21 protein-coding genes, 1 pseudogene and 1 riboswitch are annotated in these 23515 nt (G+C 70.9%); of the genes and pseudogenes, 12 read left to right on the forward strand and 10 right to left on the reverse strand.

Annotated elements, in window-relative coordinates:
* The first annotated feature begins 91 nt into the window (after positions 1–91).
* Positions 92–349, forward strand: coding sequence for a WhiB family transcriptional regulator (locus OG299_RS14315; RefSeq protein ID WP_004937597.1), 258 nt, complete (start codon positions 92–94; stop codon positions 347–349).
* Positions 350–486: 137 nt separating this feature from the next.
* Here the strand turns inward: OG299_RS14315 and OG299_RS14320 are convergent, their stop codons facing one another.
* Positions 487–1956, reverse strand: coding sequence for a sensor histidine kinase (locus tag OG299_RS14320; protein WP_053784791.1), 1470 nt, complete (start codon positions 1954–1956; stop codon positions 487–489).
* A gap of 422 nt (positions 1957–2378) precedes the next feature.
* Positions 2379–2972, reverse strand: a complete 594-nt coding sequence (locus OG299_RS14325) for a TetR/AcrR family transcriptional regulator (protein WP_266625629.1) — start codon at positions 2970–2972, stop codon at positions 2379–2381.
* Positions 2973–3058: 86 nt separating this feature from the next.
* Between OG299_RS14325 and OG299_RS14330 the strand changes: the two genes are divergently transcribed.
* Entirely contained in the window at positions 3059–3820 is a 762-nt protein-coding gene (locus tag OG299_RS14330) for an SDR family NAD(P)-dependent oxidoreductase (RefSeq protein WP_266625631.1), read from the forward strand.
* A gap of 21 nt (positions 3821–3841) precedes the next feature.
* On the opposite strand, the gene OG299_RS14335 is transcribed toward OG299_RS14330, so the two are convergent.
* On the reverse strand, positions 3842–4897 hold the full coding sequence (locus OG299_RS14335; protein ID WP_327361689.1) for an SIS domain-containing protein: 1056 nt from the start codon (positions 4895–4897) through the stop codon (positions 3842–3844).
* A gap of 190 nt (positions 4898–5087) precedes the next feature.
* Here OG299_RS14335 and nagB point away from each other — a divergent pair, with 190 nt between their 5' ends.
* Entirely contained in the window at positions 5088–5873 is a 786-nt protein-coding gene (nagB, locus tag OG299_RS14340) for a glucosamine-6-phosphate deaminase (RefSeq protein WP_266625635.1), read from the forward strand.
* Between the two features lie 104 nt (positions 5874–5977).
* On the opposite strand, the gene OG299_RS14345 is transcribed toward nagB, so the two are convergent.
* The 4 genes from OG299_RS14345 to OG299_RS14360 all read right to left on the reverse strand — a co-directional run bounded on the left by OG299_RS14345 (position 5978) and on the right by OG299_RS14360 (position 10796).
* Positions 5978–7486 (reverse strand): glycoside hydrolase family 3 protein, encoded by a 1509-nt coding sequence (locus OG299_RS14345; protein ID WP_266625637.1) that lies wholly within the window; start codon positions 7484–7486, stop codon positions 5978–5980.
* A gap of 6 nt (positions 7487–7492) precedes the next feature.
* Complete coding sequence (locus OG299_RS14350; protein WP_327364519.1) at positions 7493–8329, reverse strand: carbohydrate ABC transporter permease; 837 nt, start codon at positions 8327–8329, stop codon at positions 7493–7495.
* Positions 8330–8391: 62 nt separating this feature from the next.
* Positions 8392–9408 (reverse strand): carbohydrate ABC transporter permease, encoded by a 1017-nt coding sequence (locus OG299_RS14355; protein WP_266625639.1) that lies wholly within the window; start codon positions 9406–9408, stop codon positions 8392–8394.
* Between the two features lie 104 nt (positions 9409–9512).
* The gene (locus OG299_RS14360; protein WP_266625641.1) at positions 9513–10796 is read right to left on the reverse strand and encodes an extracellular solute-binding protein; all 1284 of its coding nucleotides are present in this window, start codon (positions 10794–10796) and stop codon (positions 9513–9515) included.
* A 290-nt stretch (positions 10797–11086) separates the two neighbouring features.
* Between OG299_RS14360 and OG299_RS14365 the strand changes: the two genes are divergently transcribed.
* The 4 genes and pseudogenes from OG299_RS14365 to OG299_RS14380 all read left to right on the forward strand — a co-directional run bounded on the left by OG299_RS14365 (position 11087) and on the right by OG299_RS14380 (position 15375).
* A complete protein-coding gene (locus tag OG299_RS14365; RefSeq protein ID WP_030153577.1) occupies positions 11087–11851 on the forward strand; it encodes a GntR family transcriptional regulator in 765 nt (254 codons plus the stop codon).
* Positions 11852–12033: 182 nt separating this feature from the next.
* Positions 12034–12831: pseudogene (locus OG299_RS14370) on the forward strand (RNA-guided endonuclease TnpB family protein); the annotation flags it as partial.
* A 196-nt stretch (positions 12832–13027) separates the two neighbouring features.
* Entirely contained in the window at positions 13028–15181 is a 2154-nt protein-coding gene (locus OG299_RS14375) for a carbon starvation CstA family protein (RefSeq protein ID WP_266625648.1), read from the forward strand.
* Entirely contained in the window at positions 15178–15375 is a 198-nt protein-coding gene (locus OG299_RS14380; protein ID WP_327361690.1) for a CstA-like transporter-associated (seleno)protein, read from the forward strand. The genes OG299_RS14375 and OG299_RS14380 overlap by 4 nt, the downstream gene beginning before the upstream one ends.
* Positions 15376–15430: 55 nt before the next feature.
* Here the strand turns inward: OG299_RS14380 and OG299_RS14385 are convergent, their stop codons facing one another.
* Positions 15431–16015 (reverse strand): Uma2 family endonuclease, encoded by a 585-nt coding sequence (locus tag OG299_RS14385; protein ID WP_327361691.1) that lies wholly within the window; start codon positions 16013–16015, stop codon positions 15431–15433.
* A 78-nt stretch (positions 16016–16093) separates the two neighbouring features.
* On the opposite strand from OG299_RS14385, the gene OG299_RS14390 reads away from it, so the two are divergent.
* The 5 genes from OG299_RS14390 to OG299_RS14410 all read left to right on the forward strand — a co-directional run bounded on the left by OG299_RS14390 (position 16094) and on the right by OG299_RS14410 (position 21599).
* Positions 16094–16594 (forward strand): GNAT family N-acetyltransferase, encoded by a 501-nt coding sequence (locus OG299_RS14390; protein ID WP_327361692.1) that lies wholly within the window; start codon positions 16094–16096, stop codon positions 16592–16594.
* A gap of 51 nt (positions 16595–16645) precedes the next feature.
* Positions 16646–16769: riboswitch (cobalamin riboswitch) on the forward strand.
* Positions 16770–16927: 158 nt separating this feature from the next.
* Positions 16928–19354: a ribonucleoside-diphosphate reductase subunit alpha gene (locus OG299_RS14395; RefSeq protein WP_405700858.1), complete on the forward strand. Its 2427-nt coding sequence runs from the start codon at positions 16928–16930 to the stop codon at positions 19352–19354.
* Positions 19354–20370 carry a ribonucleotide-diphosphate reductase subunit beta gene (locus OG299_RS14400; RefSeq protein WP_266625656.1) on the forward strand — a complete coding sequence of 339 codons (1017 nt, stop codon included), beginning with the start codon at positions 19354–19356 and terminating at the stop codon, positions 20368–20370. The genes OG299_RS14395 and OG299_RS14400 overlap by 1 nt, the downstream gene beginning before the upstream one ends.
* A gap of 36 nt (positions 20371–20406) precedes the next feature.
* A complete protein-coding gene (locus tag OG299_RS14405) occupies positions 20407–21165 on the forward strand; it encodes an AraC family transcriptional regulator (protein WP_266625658.1) in 759 nt (252 codons plus the stop codon).
* 47 nt (positions 21166–21212) lie between these two features.
* Positions 21213–21599 carry a DUF3703 domain-containing protein gene (locus OG299_RS14410; protein ID WP_327361693.1) on the forward strand — a complete coding sequence of 129 codons (387 nt, stop codon included), beginning with the start codon at positions 21213–21215 and terminating at the stop codon, positions 21597–21599.
* 122 nt (positions 21600–21721) lie between these two features.
* On the opposite strand, the gene def is transcribed toward OG299_RS14410, so the two are convergent.
* A complete protein-coding gene (def, locus tag OG299_RS14415) occupies positions 21722–22357 on the reverse strand; it encodes a peptide deformylase (protein ID WP_266625662.1) in 636 nt (211 codons plus the stop codon).
* Positions 22358–22423: 66 nt separating this feature from the next.
* Positions 22424–23425, reverse strand: a complete 1002-nt coding sequence (locus OG299_RS14420) for a tetratricopeptide repeat protein (protein WP_266625664.1) — start codon at positions 23423–23425, stop codon at positions 22424–22426.
* Positions 23426–23515: the final 90 nt, after the last annotated feature.

The following is a 23515-nucleotide window of genomic DNA, read 5'->3' on the forward strand; positions in this document are numbered from 1 at the left end:
ACTGGCCGGTCGCCCTTCCCTCACGGGGGGATTCGTGAAAGCGTTCACATTCACAAGCAACCTGCCCGCAATACAAGGAGATGGAGCAGCCATGGACTGGCGTCACAACGCCGTTTGCCGCGAGGAAGACCCGGAACTCTTCTTCCCCATCGGCAACACCGGTCCTGCGCTGCTGCAGATCGAGGAAGCCAAGGCCGTCTGCCGCCGCTGCCCCGTCATGGAGCAGTGCCTGCAGTGGGCGCTCGAGTCCGGTCAGGACTCCGGCGTCTGGGGCGGTCTCAGCGAGGACGAGCGCCGCGCGATGAAGCGCCGCGCCGCTCGCAATCGGGCGCGCAACGCCACCGCCTGACATCGACTTTCGAGCCTCGAGCCGCAGCGCGTAGCAACACCTGACAAGCGCTCAGCAACGTGCTCTTGAGCCCCGGACCGAGAACCTTCGGTCCGGGGCTCAGTGCTGTCCGGGGCACGGTTCGTCACACGGCGTGACTACTTCTGCGGGCTGACCGGGACGTCGAGGACGACCTTGGTGCCGCGCGGCTCGGCCCGGAGCATGTCGAACGTGCCGCCGAGCTCGCCCTCCACGAGGGTCCGTACGATCTGCAGCCCGAGGTTTCCGGCGCGCTGCGGGTCGAAGCCCTCGGGCAGACCGGAGCCGTCGTCGAGCACCGTGATCAGCAGCCGGCCGTCGGCGCGGCCGGTGCCGGTGCGGGTCGCGGACACCTCCACCCGGCCGCCCTCCCCCTGGGTGAACGCGTGCTCCAGGGCGTTCTGGAGGATCTCGGTCAGCACCATCGACAGCGGAGTGGCGACCTCCGCGTCCAGGATCCCGAACCGGCCGGTACGCCGGCACTCCACCTTGCCCGGCGAGATCTCGGCGACCATCGCGATGACGCGGTCGGCGATCTCGTCGAACTCGACGCGCTCGTCCAGGTTCTGAGAGAGCGTCTCGTGCACGATCGCGATCGAACCGACACGGCGCACGGCCTCGTTGAGCGCCTCGCGGCCGCCCTCGGAATCCATCCGCCTGGCCTGCAACCGCAGCAGTGCCGCCACGGTCTGCAGGTTGTTCTTCACCCGGTGGTGGATCTCCCGGATGGTCGCGTCCTTGGTGATCAATTCGCGTTCGCGACGGCGCAGTTCCGTGACGTCCCGGCACAGGACGAGGGAGCCGATCCGGGTGCCCTTGGGCTTGAGCGGGATGGCGCGCAGCTGGATGACCCCGCTGTTGCCCTCGATCTCGGTCTCGCGCGGGGCCCAGCCGCTGGCGAGCTTGACGATCGCCTCGTCCACGGGGCCGCGGGAGGGGGCGAGTTCGGCGGTGGTGGTGCCCAGGTGCTGGCCGACGAGGTCGGCGGCGAGGCCGAGCCGGTGGTAGGCGGAGAGCGCGTTCGGGGACGCGTACGTGACCACCCCGTCGGCGTCGAGCCGGATCAGGCCGTCGCCCGCCCGCGGGGAGGCGTCCATGTCCACCTGCTGGCCGGGGTACGGAAAGGTTCCGGCGGCGATCATCTGGGCCAGGTCGGAGGCGGACTGGAGGTAGGTGAGCTCCAGCCGGCTGGGTGTACGCACAGTGAGCAGGTTGGTGTTCCGGGCGATCACTCCGAGTACCCGGCCCTCGCGGCGCACCGGGATGGACTCGACGCGGACGGGCACCTCCTCGCGCCACTCCGGGTCGCCCTCGCGCACGATCCGGCCCTCGTCGAGCGCGGCGTCCAGCAGTGGGCGCCGGCCGCGCGGCACCAGGTGGCCGACCATGTCGTCCTGGTACGAGGTGGGGCCCGTGTTGGGGCGCATCTGTGCGACCGAGACGTACCGGGTGCCGTCGAGGGTGGGAACCCACAGCACGAGGTCGGCGAAGGAGAGGTCGGAGAGCAGCTGCCACTCCGAGACCAGCAGGTGGAGCCACTCCAGGTCGGTTTCACTGAGAGCGGTGTGCTGGCGTACGAGGTCGTTCATGGAGGGCACGTGGCGAGCGTACCCCGGGTAGGGGCCATGACTTTCCCCACGGCGACTACTCAGGAGTATCCAGGAGGGGCTTCGTCCGCGTACTGTTGGAGGAAGTGACGGGATGGCAGAGTCCGTCATTGGATGGACAGAACAGAATGGTCTAGTCCACAATTGGCGTAAGCTTCCGCCCTCCCCGCACAGGAGGACGGATCGAGGTAAGCCGCGCGCTCTGCCCTGACTGCGCAGGCACCTCCCACCGGCCGGAGGGAACCGCACACCCGCCGGCCGTAAGTACTCCGGGCTACGGTGCCGGACGGGCTGAGGGTCCCGTCCCGGCACCGTGGCCCAGAGGAATTTCTGAGCGGAATTTCTGAGCGGAAATCCTTTTCGGCGGCAGCCCGCGGGGCGCGTCGCCCGCATACCGCGGCCGCCTACTGCGGCCAGGCCCCCATCGCCAGTTCCGCAACCGCTTCCAGTTCTTCCCGGCTCGCCCCGTCGCGCGACTGCTGGGACATCCCCACGAGCACCGCCATCGCGTAGCGGGCCAGCGCCTGCGCGTCCGTGCCGGCGGGCAGCGCGCCGGCGGCGACGTCCGCCCTGATCCTGCGCGCGAACACCTCCAGGCCGGCGTCGCGGCGTTCGCGCAGGGCCTGGGCCACCTCCTGCGAGGTGGTGTTGACGGCCGCGCTGATCACCAGGCAGCCCGGCGGGTGGGCCGGGTCGGTGTAGATCTCGGCCGCCTCGCGCAGGACGCGCCGCAGGCCGGCCCGGGCGGTGGGCTCCTCGGCCAGGGCCACGGCCGCGAAGTCGGCGTACCGGCCGCCGTAGACCGCGACGACCTCGTCGAAGAGCTTGCGCTTGTCGCCGAAGGCGGCGTACAGGCTGGGTGCGCCGATGCCCAGCGAGGCGGTCAGGTCGGAGATCGAGGTCCCCTCGTAGCCGCGCTCCCAGAAAGCGAGCATCGCCTTGTCGAGGGCGGCGTCGCGGTCGAAGGAGCGGGGCCTGCCGCGCTGTCCGGTCACCATGGGACTCATTCTATAGCGAGCGTTACGTAATCTGGTACGGTCTCTTTCTGTAGCGACCACTATCAAATGCTGAAGGGGGGCGCGTCATGGGCGTGCTCAAGGGGAAGACGGCACTGGTCACGGGCGGCAGCCGGGGTATCGGGCGGGCGGTGGCGGAGCGGCTGGCCCGGGACGGGGCGCTGGTCGCCGTGCACTACGGGCGCAACGAGGAGGCGGCGAAGGAAACGGTCGCGGCCATCGGGGCGGCCGGCGGACGGGCGTTCGCGATCGGGGCCGAGCTCGGGGTTCCGGGTGATGCGCAGGCCCTGTGGGCGGCGTACGAGGCGCACCCGCTGCACACCGACACGGTCGACATCCTGGTGAACAACGCGGGCGCCGCCACGTTCGCCGGCATCGCGGACACCGACGAGGAGACGTACGACCGGGTGCACGCGCTCAACGCGAAGGCGCCGTTCTTCGTGATCAGGCACGGGCTGGCGCGGCTGCGGGACGGCGGCCGGATCGTGAACGTGACCGGCACCCCGGAGATCGCCCTGCCCGCGATCCTGGCCACGATCGCGGCCAAGGGCGCGGTGAACGCGCTGACCCGGTCCCTGGCGGCCGAGCTGGCCCCGCGCGGGATCACCGTGAACTCGGTGGGCCCCGGCATCACGGACACCGACCTCAACGCGGCCTGGCTGGCGGACCCCGCGGCGCGGGCGCACGCGTCCTCCCGCTCCGTCTTCGGGCGGGTGGGCACGGCCGACGAAGTCGCCGACGTGGTGGCGTTCCTGGCCTCGGCGGACTCCCGCTGGGTGACGGGCCAGCACCTGGACGCGACGGGCGGCCTGCAGCTGTCGCTGCTCTGAGCGGCGCGGCCCCAGGCCGGATCAGTGGGTCTCGGTGACCTTGGCCAGTGCTCTCGGGGCGTCCGGGTCCTGGCCGCGGGCGATGGTCACCTCGTACGCGAGGAGCTGGAGCGGGAGGATCTCCAGCAGGGGCTGCAGCTCCTCGGGCACGCCGTCGACGGGCAGCGCGAACCCGGTGGTCGCCTGCTCGACCTGCTCCTTCGACCCGACGGCGAACAGGTCGGCCCCCCTGGCCCGCAGCCGGTCGAGCACGGGCTGCAGCGCCTCGCCGCCGCGGCCGTCGGGGACCACCGCGATCACCGGGGAGACGTTGTCGACCATGGCGAGCGGGCCGTGCAGCAGGTCCGCGCCGGAGTAGGCCAGGGCGGGGATGTAGCTGGTCTCCATCAGCTTGAGGGCGGCCTCGCGGGCCGTGGGGTAGCCGAAGCCCCGGGAGGTGACCACCATCCGCTCGGCGAACCGGTACCGCGCGGCCAGCTCCCGCACCTCGCCGCCCCGCGCGAGCACCTCCTGCGCGAGCCCGGGCAGCGCCGCCGCGGCCCGGGTGCCGTCCGCGTCGCGCAGCCCCTCGGCGAAGAGGAACAGCGCGAGCAGCGAGGCCGTGTAGGTCTTGGTGGCGGGCAGGGCCTTCTCGGGCCCGGCCAGGATGTCGATCTGGTACTCGGCGACCGCGGCCAGCCCGGAGTCGGCGTTGTTGGTGACGGCGAGCGTGATCGCCCCGGCGGTACGGGCGGCCAGGGTGGAGGCGATGAGGTCGGGCGAGCCGCCGGACTGGCTGACGGTGACGAGGAGGACGTCGTCGAGCCGGGGCCGGGCTCCGTACGCGGTGATGGTGGACATGGAGCTGAGCCCGCAGGGCAGTCCGTGCCCGACCTCGAGCAGGTACTTCCCGTAGAGCGCCGCGTGATCGGAACTCCCCCGGGCGGCGAGCAGCACGAACCGCGGCCGCCTCTCGGCGATCGCCCGGGCCGTGCGCGCGATGGGCCCGGCCCCGTCGGTGAGGAGCCGCCGCCACACCTCGGGCTGCTGTGCGATCTCGGCGGCCATGATGCTCCCGTGCCGCTCCACAGCGGGCATGTGCCCCACCTCCGCGTACCAGAATCCCGCGACCGGGGCTGCGCTGCACGTCCTGGCGCCGGGAGGCCGGGGGCGGGGAACCGGATCACCATGAGAAGGAGGGGAGTGGGCGCAGACCGGCCTGGGGCGGCCCCGCCTCTGCTAGATTGGTCTATACCACACCGTCCCACTCCAGATCGGCAGGCCCCGCGTGGAAGTTGTCATCGTCCCGGACGCCAAGGCAGGCGGCGAGCTCATCGCGGAGGCCATGGCCGCCCTGGTCCGACGCAAGCCCGACGCCCTGCTCGGTGTGGCGACCGGCTCCACCCCGCTGCCCATCTACGAAGCCCTGGCCGCCAAGGTGAAGGCCGGCGAGGCCGACGCCTCCCGGGCCCGCATCTGCCAGCTCGACGAGTACGTCGGCCTGCCGGCCGGGCACCCGGAGTCGTACCGCGCCGTCGTGCTCCGCGAGGTCGTCGAGCCGCTCGGCCTGTCCGAGGCCGCCTTCATGGGCCCCGACGGCTCCGCCGCGGACGTCGTCGCGGCGTGCGAGGCGTACGACCGCGCGCTGGCGCAGGCCGGCGGAGTGGACCTCCAGCTGCTCGGCATCGGCACCGACGGGCACATCGGCTTCAACGAGCCCTGCTCCTCGCTCGCCTCCCGCACCCGCATCAAGACGCTGACCGAGCAGACGCGCGTCGACAACGCGCGCTTCTTCGACGACGACATAGACCAGGTCCCGCACCACGTCATCACCCAGGGCATCGGCACCATCCTGGACGCCCGCCACCTGGTCCTGCTCGCGACCGGCGAGGGCAAGGCCGAGGCCGTCGCGCAGACCGTCGAAGGGCCGTTGTCGGCGCTGGTCCCGGCGTCTGCGCTGCAGCTGCACCGGCATGCGACGGTGGTCGTGGACGAGGCCGCCGCGTCCAAGCTGAAGCTGGCGGACTACTTCCGGCACGCCTACGCCAACAAGCCCGCGTGGCAGGGGCTTTAGGCGGCGCCGCGCCACGCGCAAGAAGGGCCGGGCTCCCGTTTCGGGGCCCGGCCCTTCGTTGTCCCGGGCTCTGCCCGGACCCGCGCCTCACACGCCGGCCCGGCCTACGCTCCCGCGATGATCTCCGCGGCCGCGCGGCCGCAGACGCGCGAGGCCCCGTGCGTCGCGATGTACAGCGCGCCGCGGGGCTCGGCCCGGGGGACGCCCATCTCGACCACCACCGTGTCCGGCCGCGCAGCGACCAGCGCGTCCAGGGCCTGCGCCATCCACGGGTGGCGGTGCGCGTCGCGGACCACCGCCACGACGGTGCGTTCGCCCGCCGCCGCCAGGACGTCCGCGGCCGTGGCGCCCTCCGGGAACACCCCGGACCCCGTTCCCGGTACCAGCGCGGCCAGTTCGGCGGCCACGCCCCACGGCGTCTCGTCGCCCACCGCGATGTTCGCGACGGGCGCGAGCGTGGCGACGTACGGGGCGGACACGGGCGCGGCGGCGCCGGAGACGACCACCGCGCGGCGGGCCGCCTCCAGGCCGATGCCGGGCGCGCTCCCCTCCAGCGGCGCGCCCGGCGCGGCGGCGGCCCGGGCCTGCCGGGTCCATGCGGCCAGCGACCGGACGCGGGCGGCGGCGTCGGCGAGTCGCTCCTGCGGCAGCGCGCCCTCCCGTACGGCCGCGACCAGTGCATCGCGCAGCCGGAGCACGGTGGCCTCGTCGGCGAGCCCGCCGCCGACGCAGATCGCGTCGGCGCCGGCCGCGATGGCGAGGACCGAGCCGCGCTCGATGCCGTACGTCCCGGCGATGGCGTTCATCTCCATGCCGTCGGTGACGATCAGGCCCTCGTAGCCGAGCTCCTTGCGCAGCAGGCCGGTCAGGATCTGCGGGCTGAGCGTCGCCGGGCGGGTCGGGTCGAGGGCGGGCACCAGGATGTGCGCGCTCATCACGGCCTTGGTGCCGGCCTCGATGGCCGCCCGGAAGGGCACCAGTTCGCGCGCCGCCAGCGTGTCCAGGTCGACGTCGATGCGCGGCAGGGCGTGGTGCGAGTCGACGTTGGTGTCGCCGTGGCCCGGGAAGTGCTTGGTGCACGCGGCGACGCCGGCGGCCTGCAGGCCCTCGACGTAGGCGGCGGTGTGCCGGGCGGCGAGGTGGGTGTCGGCGCCGAAGGACCGGACGCCGATCACCGGGTTGTCCGGGTTGGAGTTGACGTCGGCGGACGGGGCCCAGTTGAGGTTGACCCCGCACTCGGCGAGGCGGCGGCCGAGCTCGCGGGCGACGTCCCGGGTCAGCGCGGTGTCGTCGACGGCGCCGAGGGCCAGGTTGCCGGGGAAGGACGAGCCGCCGCGGACCTCGAGGCGGGTGACGTCGCCGCCCTCCTCGTCGATGGCGACGAGGACGTCGTCGCGCTCGGCGCGCAGCTGCGCGGTGAGCGCGGCGAGCTGCTCGGGCGAGGCGATGTTGCGGCCGAAGAGGCCGACGGCGGTGAGGCCTTCGCCGACCTGGCGGAGCAGCCACGCCGGAGCGGCGGTGCCCTCGAAGCCGGGCTGGAGGACCGCGAGGGCGTCGCGGGTCAGGTCATCGTTCGCATCGGATGCAGTGACGCCGTGCGCAAGGACGGTCATGTGGCGTTATCCCTTCACGGCGCCGGCGGTCATGCCGCCGACGGCCTTGCGCTGGAGGAAGACGAAGATCACCAGGACCGGGACCGCGAACAGCGAGGACGCGGCCATGGTGGCGCCCCAGTCGTTGCCGAAGGCGGTCTGGAACTGGGTCAGCCACAGGGGCAGGGTCTGGGCGGTCTTGTCCTTGTTGAGGATCAGGACCATCGCGAACTCGTTCCAGGCGGTGATGAAGCCGAAGAGCGAGGTGGACATCAGGCCGGGGGCCAGCAGCGGGAAGATCACCTTGCGGAAGGCCTGGCCGCGGGTGCAGCCGTCGATCTGGGCGGCCTCCTCCAGCGTCACCGGGACGGCCGCGATGAAGCCGCGCAGGGTCCAGATGGTGAAGGGCAGGACCATCACGAAGTAGATCGCGGTCAGCAGCGGGAGGCTGTTCAGCATCTCGGCGTCGCGGGCGATCATGTACATCGCGATGACCATGACCTCCCAGGGGGCCATCTGCGCCATCATCACGCCGAGTACGAGGCCCTTGCGGCCCTTGAACTTCATGCGGGCGATGGCGAAGCTCGCGGCGAGGGCGACGGCCAGGGCGAGGACGACGGCGCCGACGGTGACGAGCAGGCTGTTCGTCACGTACGTCCAGAACAGCTCGACGCCGGTGGCCTTGGTGAAGTTGTCGAGCGTCGGGGTGAAGACGAAGACGGGGTCCTTGGAGAGGATCTGCCCGGACGGCTTGAGCGCCGAGGAGAACATCCAGTAGACCGGGAAGACGAAGACCACGGCCAGGGCGAGGGCGCCCAGGTTCTTCGCCACCGTGCCCGGGCGGAGCGGGCGGCGCGTGCGCAGCCGCTGTGCGGGCTTCGGGTGCTCCGGCGCGGCGGGTGCGGGCTTCGGCGCGGTGGTGGTGCTCACTGCTCCTCCTCCTGCTTCAGGATCAGGCGGAAGTAGAAGGACATGACGATCACGAGCATCACGATCGTCAGGACGGAGATCGCTGCCGCGAGCGCGTAGTGGCCCTGGCTCTGGCCCTCGACGAAGGCGAAGACGGGCAGGGTCTCGGAGGCACGGTCGGGGCCGCCGCGGTTCATCGCGTAGACCTGGGTGAAGGCCTTGAAGACCCAGATCACCTCGAGGAACGTGGTGACGAGGAAGAACGGCTTGAGGTTCGGGAAGACGACCTGCCAGAACGTCTGCCAGCCGTTCGCGCCGTCCATCCGCGCGGCCTCGTACAGCTCGCCGCTGACGGTGGTCAGGCCGGCGTACATGTTGAGGGCGACGAAGGGGACGGAGCCCCAGACCACCAGGACGGTGACGATCACCAGGGTGGAGAAGCCGGACTCGAACCAGTTGTGCTGCTCGTAGCCGGAGAAGCCGAGGGTGCGCATGACCCAGTTCATGACGCCGAACTGCTCGTCGAACAGCCACTGGAAGACGGTGACGGACGCGACGATCGGCATGGCCCAGGCCATCACCAGCGCCATCGACAGGACCAGGCGCATCCACGTGCCGAGCCGGTTCAGCAGGATGCCGAGGAGGCTGCCGATCACCATGATCAGCGCGACGTTGGCCGCGGTGAAGGCGAAGGTGCGCACGACGACGGTCCAGAAGTGCGCGTCGCCCAGCAGCTGGGTGTAGTTCTCGACCCCGTTGAAGGGCGCCTTCCGCTGGATGAACTCGATCTTGTCGACCTTCTGGAACGACAGGATCACGTTCTTGACCAGCGGGTACAGCAGCAGCGTGGCCAGGCTGAGGACCGCGGGCCCGATCAGGAGGTACGGCAGCCAGCCCGAAGGGAGCGACGTTCTGCCCCGGCGAGGAGACGAGGGGGTGGTCCCGGTGGTGGTGGGCGGCGTCTGCTGCCGTCCGGCGGACTTCGGTGGTGCGTCCTGTGGAGCGGTCGCCGCTCCCTGGGAGTGCACGGTCATGTCTTGGTTACCTCGGCTGCGGTCGGGCGTCGCACAGGTCTGTCGATGCGCGACCGGGGGTGCGGCGGGCGCGTGGGCGCCGGCCGCACCCCCGGTGCTACGTGCTACTTGTTGATGCGGTTCGCGATTTCCTTGTCCGCGTCCGCGCCCGCCTTGGCGGCGTCCTCACCCTTCAGGACCTTGGTCATGAACTCCTTGAGCGGGTTGGGCTCGGTCTCGACGTTCGCCCAGCCCGGGGTGACCGGGGTGATGCGGCCGTTGACGCCGCCCTTGCCCATGGCCTCGGCGAAGGAGCCCGCGGCGGGGGTGAAGTTCGCGGCGGCCTGGTTCGGGAGCAGCGCGCCCTTGGTCTCGGCGGCGTACTTCGCCATCTGGTCCTTGCCGGCGGCCAGGGCCAGCCACTCCTTGGCGAGCTCCTTGTTCTTGGAGCGCTCGGCCACGGCGAGGTTCGAGCCGCCGAGGAAGACGGTGCCCGGCTTGTCGGCGGTCTTGCCCGGGATCGGGAAGTAGCCGAAGTCGGCCTCCTTGCCCGCGTCCTTCAGGGCCTTCTCCGCGCCGCCGGCCTCCCAGCCGAGACCGATCCAGGACGCGACGCCGCCCTTGGGAACGACGTCGGTGGACTGCTGCGGGGTGGCCTCGTCCTTGTCCTTCGGGGCGGTGGAGTAGGACTGGAGCTTCTTGTAGAACTCCATCGCGGAGGCGGCCTGGGGCGTGCCGAGACCGCCCTTCCACTTGCCGCCGTCCTTGACGGCGAGCTCGCCGCCCTCGTCCCAGACGAAGCCCGCGAGGACGTACCAGCTCTGGCCGGGCAGGTAGATCGGCTGCGAGGCGGGGTCCGCGGCCTTCAGCTTCTCAAGGCCGGCGATCCACTCGTCACGGGTGGTCGGCGGGGTGACGCCGGCCTTCGCGAAGGCTTTCTTGTCGTACACGACGACGCGGTTGGCCGCGTACCAGGGAGCGGAGTAGAGCTTGCCGTCGTACTCGGCCGAAGCGAGCATGCTCTTCTGCCAGGCGTCCGCGCCGAGCTTGGACTTGTCCTTGGTCAGGTCGGCGAGTCCGCCGGTGACCGCGTAGCCGGAGGTCTGGGTGTTGCCGAGCTCGAGGACGTCCGGCGGGGTGTTCTCGGAGAGGGCCGTGGTGACCTTCTCCTGGATGCCCTTCCACTGCTGCTCTTCGACCTTGACGGTGACACCGGGGTGCTTGGCCGAGAACTCCGCGTTGACCGCGTCGATCCAGGCCTTCGGCGCGGAACCGTCCATCACCCAGACGGTGATCTCCTTGGCGCCGCCCGCGTCGGTCTTCCCCTTGTCGTCGCCGCCGTTGCCGCACGCCGCGACTCCGACCATCATGCCCGCGACACTGACCGCCGCGATGAGCTTGCGCTTCACGCCACCCTCCTCAGGGATGCTGCCTGCAACTTCCCTCGCCCGCCGCGGTGACATGCACCAAGTACTGCCCTGGGGCCGGGATCTGATCCATATTGGTTTAGACCAGTAACCGGAGCTTGGCCTAGACCTTTAGGGGTGTCAAGGGTCTAATGAGCGGGTGATCGGTCCGTTACCGGACCGACACCTGGGGGAGGGAGGAGGCCTGCCCTCCCACCCGTGTCACGATGTGACCGCACATATCGGAGGAGCCGGTGACGGCAGCGAAACTGGAGTCGGGAAGGCGGGCGGCGATGTCCACCGAAGGGGCGACCACGGAGCCGGAAGGCGGGGCAGCCACTCGCACGGCGCGTGTGCCCAAGTACTACCGACTCAAGCGGCACTTGCTCGACATGACCGAGACGCTGCCCCCCGGCACGCCGGTACCGCCGGAGCGCACGCTCGCGGCCGAATTCGACACCTCGCGGACCACCGTGCGCCAGGCGCTCCAGGAGCTCGTCGTCGAGGGCCGGCTGGAGCGCATTCAGGGCAAAGGCACCTTTGTCGCGAAACCGAAGGTCTCCCAGCCGCTCCAACTGTCCTCGTACACGGAGGACATGCGGGCCCAGGGGCTGGAGCCCACGTCCCAACTCCTCGACATCGGCTACGTGACCGCCGACGACACCCTGGCCGGGCTCCTCAAGATCGCCACGGGCGGCCGGGTGCTGCGCATCGAGCGGCTGCGCCTGGCCAGCGGCGAGCCGATGGCCATCGAGACCACCCACCTCTCGGCCAAGCGCTTCCCCGCGCTGCGCCGCTCGCTGGCCAAGTACACCTCCCTCTACACGGCGCTGGCCGAGGTGTACGACGTACGGCTCGCGGAGGCCGAGGAGACCATCGAGACCTCCCTGGCCACCCCGCGCGAGGCGGGCCTGCTGGGCACCGACGTCGGCCTGCCGATGCTGATGCTCTCCCGCCACTCGCTGGACGCCGACGGCGAACCGGTGGAATGGGTCCGCTCGGTGTACCGCGGCGATCGTTACAAGTTCGTGGCGCGGCTCCAGCGCCCCGCCGTCTGACGCAGCACGTGGACGGGCCCCCCGCGCCTCAGGCGAACCGGCCCGTCCAATACCACCCCACCACCCGATCTCCTTCAGTCCGAATCATCCGGCCTCGAGCAATTCAGGCAATATCCCTGCCTGGCCGTGCATTCCCCCGATCAAGGGCTCTACGGTCGCTCGTGTGCAACTGCGCTACAACCGCACCGTCTTCCCTCACGGTTGTGAAGGACTCTGCCGGTCGGTATTTCGCGAGTTTCGTGGTCGAGACCGATGTCGACCACCTGCCTCAGACCGGCACTGAGGTCGGCATCGACCTGGGGCTGTCCACCTTTGCCGTCCTGTCGGACGGCACGAAGATCAGCTCGCCACGGTTTCTGCGGCGGGCGGAGAAGAAGGTCAAGCGGTTGCAGCAGAGCCTCTCCCGCAAGGCCGCGGGGTCGAGGAACCGGGCGAAGGCTCGGATCAAGGTAGCCCGGCAGTACGCCAAGGTGGCCGACCGCCGCCGGGACTGGCACCACAAGACGTCCACACAGATCATCCGCGACAACCAAGCGGTGTACGTGGAGGACCTCGCGGTGCACGCCCTCGGACGGACCCGGCTCGCCAAATCGGTGCACGACGCCGGCTGGTCCGCCTTCGTGGACATGCTGGAATACAAGGCCGCCAGACGCGGCCGCCGCTTCGGGAAGATCGGGCGCTTCGAGCCGACCTCGCAGGTCTGCTCCTCCTGCAGGCACCGGGACGGCCCGAAACCGCTGCACGTCCGGGAGTGGACCTGCCCGGAGTGCGGCGCCGACCACGACCGCGACGGGAACGCGGCGATCAACACCCTGGCCGCCGGGCGGGCGGACAGGCGAAACGCCTCGTGGAGCGTGGGTGAGACCGGGGCGAGAGCCTCGGCGCCGCGCGATGAAGCAGGAAGATCCGGTCGCACGGACCAGGGTCGCGTCAAAAGTTCGTCGCTCGACTCTGGGTCAGACCAACTGATCCGTGCTTGACTCTCGTTCCGCTATACGGACGGGGGCTTACGTTCACCGGGCGCGCCCCCGTAGATTCCCTGCGCTTACGCAGATGATCAACGAGGGGACGAGGATCATGCCGGAACCGGAAGCAACAGGTACAGAACGGAACGCGGCGAGTCCGGGCACGGCGGCGGACTCGCCTTCCGCAGCAGGGGACATGACGTCGGGAGGCATGACCCCGAAGGCGATCGCCGTCTGGGTGCTCGTCGGCCTCATCGGGGCCCTCGGCTGGGGCATCCTGGCGCTCTCGCGCGGCGAGGAGATCTCGGCCGCCTGGCTGCTCGCCGCCGCGCTGGGCTCGTACGCCATCGGCTACCGCTTCTACGCGCGCTTCATCTCCCACCGGGTCCTGAAGGTCGACAAGACGCGGGCCACCCCGGCCGAACGCCTTGACAACGGTGTCGACTTCCACCCCACCGACCGCCGCGTGCTCTTCGGCCACCACTTCGCCGCCGTGGCCGGCGCCGGTCCGCTGGTCGGCCCCGTGCTCGCCGCGCAGATGGGCTACCTGCCGGGCACCATCTGGATCGTCGCGGGCGTCATCTTCGCGGGCGCCGTCCAGGACATGGTCACGCTCTTCTTCTCCACGCGCCGCGACGGGCGCTCGCTCGGCCAGATGGCCCGGGACGAGATCGGCCCCGTCGGCGGAGCCGCCGCCCTGGTCGCCGTGTTCGCCATCATGATCATCCTGCTGGCCGTGCTCGCACTGGTCATCGTCAACGCACTGGCGCACTCCCCCTGGGGTGTCTTCTCCATCGGCATGACCATCCCGATCGCCCTCTTCATGGGCTTCTACCTGCGCGTGCTGCGGCCGGGCCGGGTCACCGAGATCTCCGTCATCGGCGTCGCGCTGCTGCTGCTCGCCATCGTCGCGGGCGGCTGGGTCGCCGAGTCCTCACTGGCGAGCACCTTCACGCTGGAGAAGGAGACCCTGGTCCTCTGGATGGTCGCGTACGGCTTCGTCGCCTCGGTGCTGCCGGTGTGGATGCTGCTCGCGCCCCGCGACTACCTGTCCACCTTCATGAAGGTCGGCACCATCGCGCTGATGGCGGTGGGCGTGGTGCTGGCGATGCCCACGCTGAAGATGCCCGCGGTCACCGATTTCGCCGCCCGCGGGGACGGGCCGGTCTTCGCCGGGTCGATGTTCCCCTTCGTCTTCATCACCATCGCCTGCGGCGCCCTGTCCGGCTTCCACGCACTGGTCTCCTCGGGCACCACCCCGAAGATGATCCAGAAGGAGACCCAGGTCCGGGTCATCGGCTACGGCGCCATGCTGACCGAGTCCTTCGTCGCCGTCATGGCGATCATCGCGGCCACCATCATCGAGCCCGGCCTGTTCTTCGCGGTCAACTCCCCCGCGGGCGTCATCGGCACCACCGTCGAGACCGCCTCGCAGGCCGTGACCCACCTCGGCTTCGCCGTCTCGCCCGAGTACCTCGCGCAGGCCGCCAAGGACGTCGAGGAGGCCAGCCTGCTGTCCCGTACGGGCGGTGCGCCGACCTTCGCACTCGGAATGTCGGAGATCTTCTCGTCCGTGCTCGGCGGCGCCGGGATGAAGGCCTTCTGGTACCACTTCGCGATCATGTTCGAGGCACTGTTCATCCTGACGACCCTCGACGCGGGCACCCGCGTCGGCCGGTTCATGCTCCAGGACACCCTCGGCAACGTGCACAAGCCCTTCAAGGACATCAGCTGGAAGCCCGGCGTGTGGCTGGCGAGCGCGCTCGTCGTCGGCGGCTGGGGCTACTTCCTGTGGGTCGGCATCAAGGACCCGCTGGGCGGCATCAACCAGCTGTTCCCGCTGTTCGGGATCGCGAACCAGCTGCTCGCGGCGGTGGCCCTGGCCGTCTGCACCACGCTGCTCGTCAAGTCCGGGCGGCTCAAGTGGGCGTGGGTCACCGGCGTCCCGCTGGCCTGGGACGTGGCCGTCACGCTCACCGCGAGCTACCAGAAGGTGTTCTCCGACGACGTGAAGGTCGGCTTCTTCGCGCAGCGCGACAAGTACCAGACCGGGATCGACGCCGGGAAGGTGCTGCCGCCCGCCAAGAACATGGACGAGATGCACACCGTGGTCACCAACGCCACGGTGGACGGCGCGCTGTCGGCGCTGTTCGCGATCCTGATCATCATCGTGCTGCTGGACGCGGCGCGGACCTGCTTCAAGGCGATCTCCGCCCCGGAGGCGGTCAGGCTGTCCGAGGTCCCGTGGACCGAGTCGAAGATCATCGCCCCGGCCGGGCTCATCGCGACACCCGAGGAGCGGGCGGAACTCGCTGCCGCCGGCCTGGACTCGGGCGGGGGCCGCGTGAAGGAGCCGGTGGCGTGAGCGGCGTCCGCGCGGCGCTGGCGAAGGCGCGGTACTTCGTACGGGAGTTCTCGGGCGAGGCGGCGTACGACCGCTACGTGGCCCACGCCCGTACGCACGACCCCGCGGCCGAGGTCATGACCCGCCGCGCCTTCGAGCGCGCCCGCACGGACTCGCGCGAGGCGGACCCCCGCGAGGGCTTCCGCTGCTGCTGAGAGCCTTGTAGCCGAAGGGCCTCGCCGGGACCCCGGCGAGGCCCTTCTCCGTTCCTCAGCGCACCCAGTCCTTGAGGACCTCGGTCCGGAGGGTGATACCGACGGGCTCGGGAAGCGCGATGTCCGTGCCGTACGGCACGATGTGGACGCTCTCGTACCGTCGGCCGTTGGGCTGGCTGTAGACGGAGATTCCGCACTTGGCCCGGTCGATCACGAGGTAGACGGGGATACCCGTCTCCGCGTAGGCGCGGGGCTTCTCGACGTGGTCCCGCCGGTGGGTGTCCGAATCCCACGAGGTCACCTCGACGGCCATGAGGATCGGATCGGGGTCGACCCAGTCGCCCTGCCCGACGAATGCGTCGGCAGGCGCGAGCGCCGCATCCGGAATCGCCCGGCCGGCTCGGTACTCCTGGGCCTTGATGCCCTGCCCCGGATGCAGCCACAGCTCCGGTCGGTGCTGGATACAGATCCGCGTGAGCCACTGGACGATCATCCCGTGGTCGCCGTCCGGCATGGCCTTGCTCCTGATGATCCCGTCGATGAACTCCAGCCGTGTCCCCACCCTCTCGCGGGCGGCTATGCGCGCCACGGCTTCGAAGTCCTCTGTCAACATGTGGGGCCGGTCTGTCATCACGGTCATGCCTCGCTCGCCTTTCTCGACGGTGCTGCCTTCGACGATAGCGCCGGGCACCGACAGCCGTCCGGCACACTCGACTGCATGGACATCGTGATCAGGGAAGCGCTGGCGACGGAGTACGAGACGCTCGGGGAGATCACCGCGCAGGCGTATCTGGGGGACGGGCTGCTCACCTTCGGCGAGGACGACCCGTACCTCGCGCGGCTGCGCGACGTGGCCGGGCGGGCACGCGACGGGGTGATACTCGTCGCCGCCGCGAGCGACGGACAGCTCCTCGGCGGTGTGGCGTTCGCCGCGCCCGGGAGCCCGCTGTGCGACATCGCCGGGGCCGGCGAGGCCGAGTTCCGGATGCTGGCCGTCGCCCGGGCCGGCCGCGGGCGGGGCGCAGGGGAGGCGCTCGTACGGGCCTGCATGGAGCGGGCGAGGGCCATCGAGGGCGTACGGCGCCTCGTCCTGTCCACCACGGACGACATGGTCGGCGCCCACCGGATCTACGAACGGCTCGGCTTCGTGCGCACGCCGGAGCGGGACTGGGAGCCCGTCCCCGGCCTCACTCTGCTCACGTACGGTCTCGATCTGTAGCCACGCCGACACAACATCTAGGGGGTCGCACGGGAAGCGGCCCCCACATGTATGCTCATGCTCGCTGTCGTCGCAGGGGAATCCGGTGCGAATCCGGAACTGTCCCGCAACGGTATGAAGTACACCGATTGGTGTCACCGCAAGTCCGAGGACCTGCCGACAGTGCGCCCGGCTCGACCGAACCGGGTGCCGATACGTCCGGGCCCCGCGGTTGGGCCGGTGGACGCCGTGCGGTGTGAACGTGCCTTCCCGGGCCGTGCCCTGTTCCGCGCGCGCCCGCTCGCGCCCCGCACCCGCCGGTGTCCCGGAGCCGAGCGAGGGAGAGCTCCCCCCGTGACCATCGCGCCTTCCGCACCGCGCGCCGAGTCCGACCCGTCCGACACCGGAATCGAGACCGGGGGACCTGGGGCCGCACTGCTGCGAACCCTCACCGAGCTGACGGCCGACCTCCCCGACACCGACCCCGGCCGGGTCGCCGCCGCCGCGCTCCGCGGGCGCAGCGCCGCCGCCGACGAGGCCGAACTGCGCGGGCTGGCCACGGAGGCCGCCGCCGGCCTCATCTCCGAGGACCCGGCGTACTCCCGGCTCGCCGCCCGGCTGCTGACGCTGGCCGTCGCCGAGGAAGCCGCCGGCCAGGGGGCCACCTCCTTCTCCGCCTCCGTCGCGGTGGGCCACCGCGAGGGCCTGATCGCGGACCGCACCGCCGAGTTCGTGGCGCTGCACGCGAGCCGCCTGGACGCGCTCGTCGAGCACACCCTCGCCGAGGGCGCCGACGACCGCTTCGGCTTCTTCGGCCTGCGCACCCTGCACAGCCGCTACCTGCTGCGCCACCCGATCACCCGCCAGGTGGTCGAGACCCCGCAGCACTTCATGCTGCGCGTGGCCTGCGGCCTCGCCGAAAACGACAGCGTCCAGGCCGTCGAGGAAGTGGCCTCGCTCTACCGGCTGATGAGCCGCCTCGACTACCTGCCGTCCTCCCCCACGCTCTTCAACTCCGGCACCCGGCACCCGCAGATGTCCTCCTGCTACCTGCTGGACTCCCCGCTGGACGAACTCGACTCGATCTACGACCGCTACCACCAGGTCGCTCGCCTGTCGAAGCACGCCGGCGGCATCGGCCTCTCGTACTCGCGCATCCGCGCCCGCGGTTCGCTGATCCGCGGTACGAACGGCCACTCCAACGGCATCGTGCCGTTCCTCAAGACCCTCGACGCCTCCGTCGCCGCCGTGAACCAGGGCGGCCGCCGCAAGGGTGCCGCCGCCGTCTACCTGGAGACCTGGCACGCGGACATCGAGGAGTTCCTGGAGCTCCGCGACAACACCGGCGAGGACCAGCGCCGTACGCACAACCTGAACCTGGCGCACTGGGTGCCGGACGAGTTCATGCGCCGCGTGAACGCGGACGCCGACTGGTCGCTGTTCTCCCCGGCCGACGTGCCCGAGCTGGTCGACCTGTGGGGCGACGAGTTCGACGCCGCCTACCGCAAGGCCGAGGCGTCGGGCCTCGCCCGCAAGAGCATGCCCGCCCGCGACCTGTACGGCCGGATGATGCGCACCCTCGCGCAGACCGGCCAGGGCTGGATGACCTTCAAGGACGCCTCCAACCGCACGGCGAACCAGACCGCCGAGCCGGGCACCGTCGTCCACTCCTCGAACCTGTGCACCGAGATCATCGAGGTCACCAACGACGGCGAGACCGCCGTCTGCAACCTCGGCTCGGTCAACCTGGGCGCGTTCGTCCTCACCGAGACGGGTGAGATCGACTGGGAGCGGCTGGACGAGACCGTCCGCACGGCCGTCACCTTCCTCGACCGCGTCGTGGACATCAACTTCTACCCGACCGAGCAGGCCGGCCGCTCCAACGCCCGCTGGCGTCCGGTGGGCCTGGGCGCGATGGGCCTCCAGGACGTCTTCTTCAAGCTGAAGCTGCCGTTCGACTCCCCCGAGGCGAAGGCGCTGTCCACCAAGCTCTCCGAGCGCATCATGCTGGCCGCGTACGAGGCCTCCTGCGACCTCGCCGAGCGCAGCGGCCCGCTCCCCGCCTGGGAGCAGACCCGTACCGCCCGCGGTGTCCTGCACCCGGACCACTACGACGTCGAGTCGAACTGGCCCGAGCGCTGGGACGCCCTGCGCGCCCGCATCGCGAAGAGCGGCATGCGCAACTCGCTGCTCCTCGCCATCGCGCCGACGGCGACGATCGCCTCGATCGCCGGCGTGTACGAGTGCATCGAGCCGCAGGTCTCCAACCTCTTCAAGCGCGAGACGCTGAGCGGTGAGTTCCTCCAGGTCAACGGCTACCTGGTGGAGGAGCTGAAGAAGCTCGGCGTGTGGGACGCCCAGACCCGCGAGGCGCTGCGCGACTCCAGCGGCTCGGTCCAGGGCTTCGGCTGGATCCCGGCCGAGGTGCGCGAGCTGTACCGCACGGCGTGGGAGATCCCGCAGCGCGGTCTGATCGACATGGCGGCGGCCCGTACGCCGTACCTCGACCAGTCGCAGTCGCTGAACCTGTTCCTGGAGACGCCGACCATCGGGAAGCTGTCCTCGATGTACGCGTACGCCTGGAAGCAGGGCCTGAAGACCACGTACTACCTGCGCTCGCGCCCGGCGACGAAGATCGCCCGCGCCGCGCAGGCGGCCGCCCCGGTGGCGCTGCCCGTCATCGACGCGGAAGCCGCGGCCCAGGCTGCCGCCGAAGCCGCCGCCGCGGAAGCGCTCGCCTGCTCCCTTGAGAACCCCGAGTCCTGCGAGGCCTGCCAGTAATGAGCTCCACCGAGAAGAAGAACCTCCTGGACCCGGGCTTCGAGCTCACGCTCCGTCCCATGCGCTACCCGGACTTCTACGAACGCTACCGGGACGCGATCAAGAACACCTGGACCGTCGAGGAGGTCGACCTCCACTCGGACGTCGCCGACCTGGCGAAGCTGACGCCCGCCGAGCAGCACATGATCGGCCGCCTCGTCGCGTTCTTCGCGACGGGTGACTCGATCGTCTCGAACAACCTGGTGCTGACGCTCTACAAGCACATCAACTCCCCGGAGGCGCGCCTGTACCTGTCGCGCCAGCTGTTCGAGGAGGCCGTGCACGTCCAGTTCTATCTGACGCTGCTCGACACCTACCTGCCCAACCCGGACGACCGCGCGGCCGCCTTCGACGCGGTCGAGGAGATCCCGTCGATCCGCGAGAAGGCGCAGTTCTGCTTCAAGTGGATCAACGAGGTCGAGAAGCTGGACCGGCTGGAGACGCAGGCCGACCGCCGCCGCTTCCTGCTGAACCTGATCTGCTTCGCGGCGTGCATCGAGGGCCTGTTCTTCTACGGCGCCTTCGCGTACGTGTACTGGTTCCGCTCGCGCGGCCTGCTGCACGGCCTGGCCACCGGCACGAACTGGGTCTTCCGTGACGAGAGCGCCCACATGAGCTTCGCCTTCGAGGTCATCGACACGGTCCGCAAGGAGGAGCCGGAGCTCTTCGACGACGCCCTCCGGCAGCAGGTCACCGACATGCTGAAGGAGGCCGTGGAGGCCGAGCTCCAGTTCGGCCGCGACCTGTGCGGTGACGGCCTGCCGGGCATGAACACCGAGTCGATGCGCGAGTACCTGGAGTGCGTCGCGGACCAGCGCCTGGTCCGCCTCGGCTTCGCCCCGGTGTACGGCTCGCAGAACCCGTTCTCCTTCATGGAGCTGCAGGGCGTCCAGGAGCTGACGAACTTCTTCGAGCGCCGCCCGTCGGCCTACCAGGTCGCGGTCGAGGGCACGGTCGACCTGGACGAGGACTTCTAGGTCGCCTGCTCACGTCACTTGATAGCGTCCCCGCCCATGGGGAGGAACATCCCGGTCACCGGGGTCCTGGGCGGGGGCGCTTCGTCGTCCGTGACCGGGTGGGCCGGGCGGGCGCGGCTGCGGCCCGGGGGCGTGCTGTACGGGGGCGCCATCGGGTCCGCCACCGCGCACGCGCACCACTCCGTGCAGGTCATCGCCGCGCTCGGCGGGGACGAGCTGCTGATGGCCGGGCCGGGCGGGGAGCCGCTGCGCTGCCGGGCCTACGTGGTTCCGGCCGGGGTGCGGCATTCCGTGCTGGGCGGGGTTCCGCGCGGGGTCGTGCTGCACTACGACCCGCTCTCCGTCGCCGGGCGCCGGCTCGCGGCGCTGGCGGGGGACGCGGGGGATCTCGTACCGGATGTGCTGCCCGCCGATCCCTTCGAGGCGGCCTGCGCGCTGGACTCCGTACTGCCCCGGGGGCCGCTGCCGTGCGCGGATCCGCATCCGGGGCTGGTGCGGGTGCTGGACTGGCTGCCCGGGCGGGAGCACGTACGGCTGTCCCAGGCGGCCGAGGTGGCGTGCCTGTCGGAGAGCCGCCTCGCGCACCTCTTCCGGTCCGAGCTGGGGCTCCCGTTCCGCCCGTACGTGCTGTGGCTGCGGCTGATGCACGCGGTCGAACTCGCCTCCCGGGGACACTCCCTGACGGACGCGGCGCACGGCGCGGGCTTCGCCGACGGGGCGCACTTCAGCCGGGTGTGGCGGCGGATGTTCGGGATCGCGCCCTCGGACTTCACCCGCACCATCCAGTGGATGTAGCAGGTTCGTTCAAGCGCCGGCGGGCCCTGCGGCCGCACCGTGGACGCATGCGAAACATGATGAGGAAATGCGTCGCCGCCTGCACCGGGAAGGCCATGCCGCCCACCGTGCGCGAGGCCTTCGAGGACGAGCTGCGCCGCGCCCGTGACGCCGCGCCCGACACGGCCGCGATGTGGACCGCCCTGGAGCGGGCCCACATCATCTCCCAGGCCTGGGCCTGGCCCCACACCCGTGCGCACTGGCACATGTTCCGGCTCGCGGTGCGCTGCCGGGACCGGGCGGAGACCGTGGGGCAGGTGGTGCGGATCCTGGTCGCGGGGGCCGGGTCGGCGACCGGGCGCGTGCCGTACGGAAACACGGGGCGTACGGCGGCGGGGCTGCTCACTCCCATGCCCGTACCCGATGATCTGCGCGCGCTGCTCGGCCGCGCGTAGCTGCCGCCGTACGGCTTCGCCGTGTGCACGGCGGCGGCCCGGGAGTACCACGAGCCGTTGCTCGGGGCGCTGCGCCGGGCCGTCGACCGGGGTGTGCGGGTGCTGAGCCTGTGCGGCGGGGCTCAGGCGTTCGGGACCGTCTCGTAGCGCGGGGTGCCCTCTTCCATCTGGCGCAGGGCGTCCTTGCGGTCGCGCTTCGAGAGGCGGTCGATGTACAGGTACCCGTACAGGTGGTCCGTCTCGTGCTGCAGGCAGCGCGCGAAGTAGCCCGTGCCGCGCACCTTGATCGGGTTGCCCTGCGCGTCCTGGCCGGTCACCTCGGCGTAGTCCGGGCGGGCCAGCGAGGCGTACGCGGTCGGGACCGACAGGCAGCCCTCGTTCGAGTCGTCGAGCACGCGGGAGCCGGCCGGCAGCTCCACGAGCTTCGGGTTGACCACGACACCGGTGTGGCGCGCGCCGTCGTCGTCGGGGCAGTCGTAGACGAAGACCTTGGCGTCCACGCCGATCTGGTTCGCGGCCAGGCCCACGCCCTCGGCGGCCTTCTGGCTCGCGAACATGTCGTCGATCAGCTGCGCCAGTTCGTCGCCGAACTCGGTGACGTCCTTGCACTCGTGGTGGAGGACCGGGTTGCCGACGACCGTGATCGGGCGGGCGGTGCCGCGCTCGCGGTGGGCGAGTTCGCGCTCCGCACAGTCCTCGGTGTCCACGACGTACCCGTCGTTCACAAGCTCGACGACCTCGTTCTCCTGCTGCGCCATGTCCGCCGTACGCCTTCCGTAAGTCCACCCGTTCACCAATGTGCCGGTACAGCCTACGGTGCCCGGTCAGCAGACTTCCTCGAGATCCCGCCACTCCCGGGTCTCCGGGCTGTCCGCGACCCAGCCGTCGAGCAGTCCGCGCACCAGTCCGGCCGGCGCCGCGATGCCGCATTCCCGCTCCGGCACCCACAGCGGGCCGGAACCGTTCGTACGGTGCCCGAGCGGTCCCGGATGCCCCGGTTCGCTGTGGTCGTGCGGGTCGAGGTGCTCTCCGTCGCCCTCGCCGCTCGGCATCACGCTCTCCGAGCAGGTCCGGCACAGCAGCCGCACCGACGACGACCAGTCCTCGGCGGCGAAGCCCGCGTCCGAGGCCAGCTGCTCCAGCGCGTCGCGGTCCGCCTCGGTGGCCGCCTCCAGCAGCACCACCCAGGTCGGCACCGGCGAGGGCGCCCACAGCTCGATCTCGTCGAATACGGGGTACGAGGGCCCGGCCGCGGTGACCCGCTCGCCGTGCGGGACCCCGTCGTGCAGGACGACCTCGCCCCAGCGGCGCCCCGAGGAGGGCAGCGGGATCGACAGGACCTCCATGCGGGCCGGGTCCAGCCGGCGGCCCCAGACCACCTCGGCCTCCCCCTCGGGGGACAGCCGTACGGCGGCGCTGCCGAGCTCCATGCCGACCGGTTCGCCGCTGTTCTTCTTCCCGCCGGCGGCGGCGTCCCCGGGCACCTTCAGCCCGTACGCCTGCCAGGCCCGGCGGGCCAGCGGCCAGTCCTGCAGCGCGGTCGCGGCGATCCCGACGTTCCACCAGTCCGGGGCGCCGGTCTCGCGGTCCAGCAGGGCCACGGCGCGCAGTCCGGCGGCCCGTGCCTGCTCCCAGTCGTGCCGGAACTTGTGCAGCAGGGCGAGGTTGAACCAGGACTCGGACAGCCAGGGCTCCAGGTCCGCGGCTCTGGTCAGCAGCGCGCCCGCGTCCTCGTACCGCCCGTCGCCGATCAGCGTGAACGCGCGGTCGGTGGCCTGCCGCCACGAGGCGGAGGGCCGATGCCGTACCTTCCCGAAGATCCTCACGATTCCCGCCTGCCGGTCCAACGGTGCAGCCTTGCGGACACCCTCACGGACACTCCTACTGGCATCCAACCATGCCCACTCGGACGGCCG

Source organism: Streptomyces sp. NBC_01296, assembly GCF_035984415.1.
Lineage (GTDB): Bacteria > Actinomycetota > Actinomycetes > Streptomycetales > Streptomycetaceae > Streptomyces.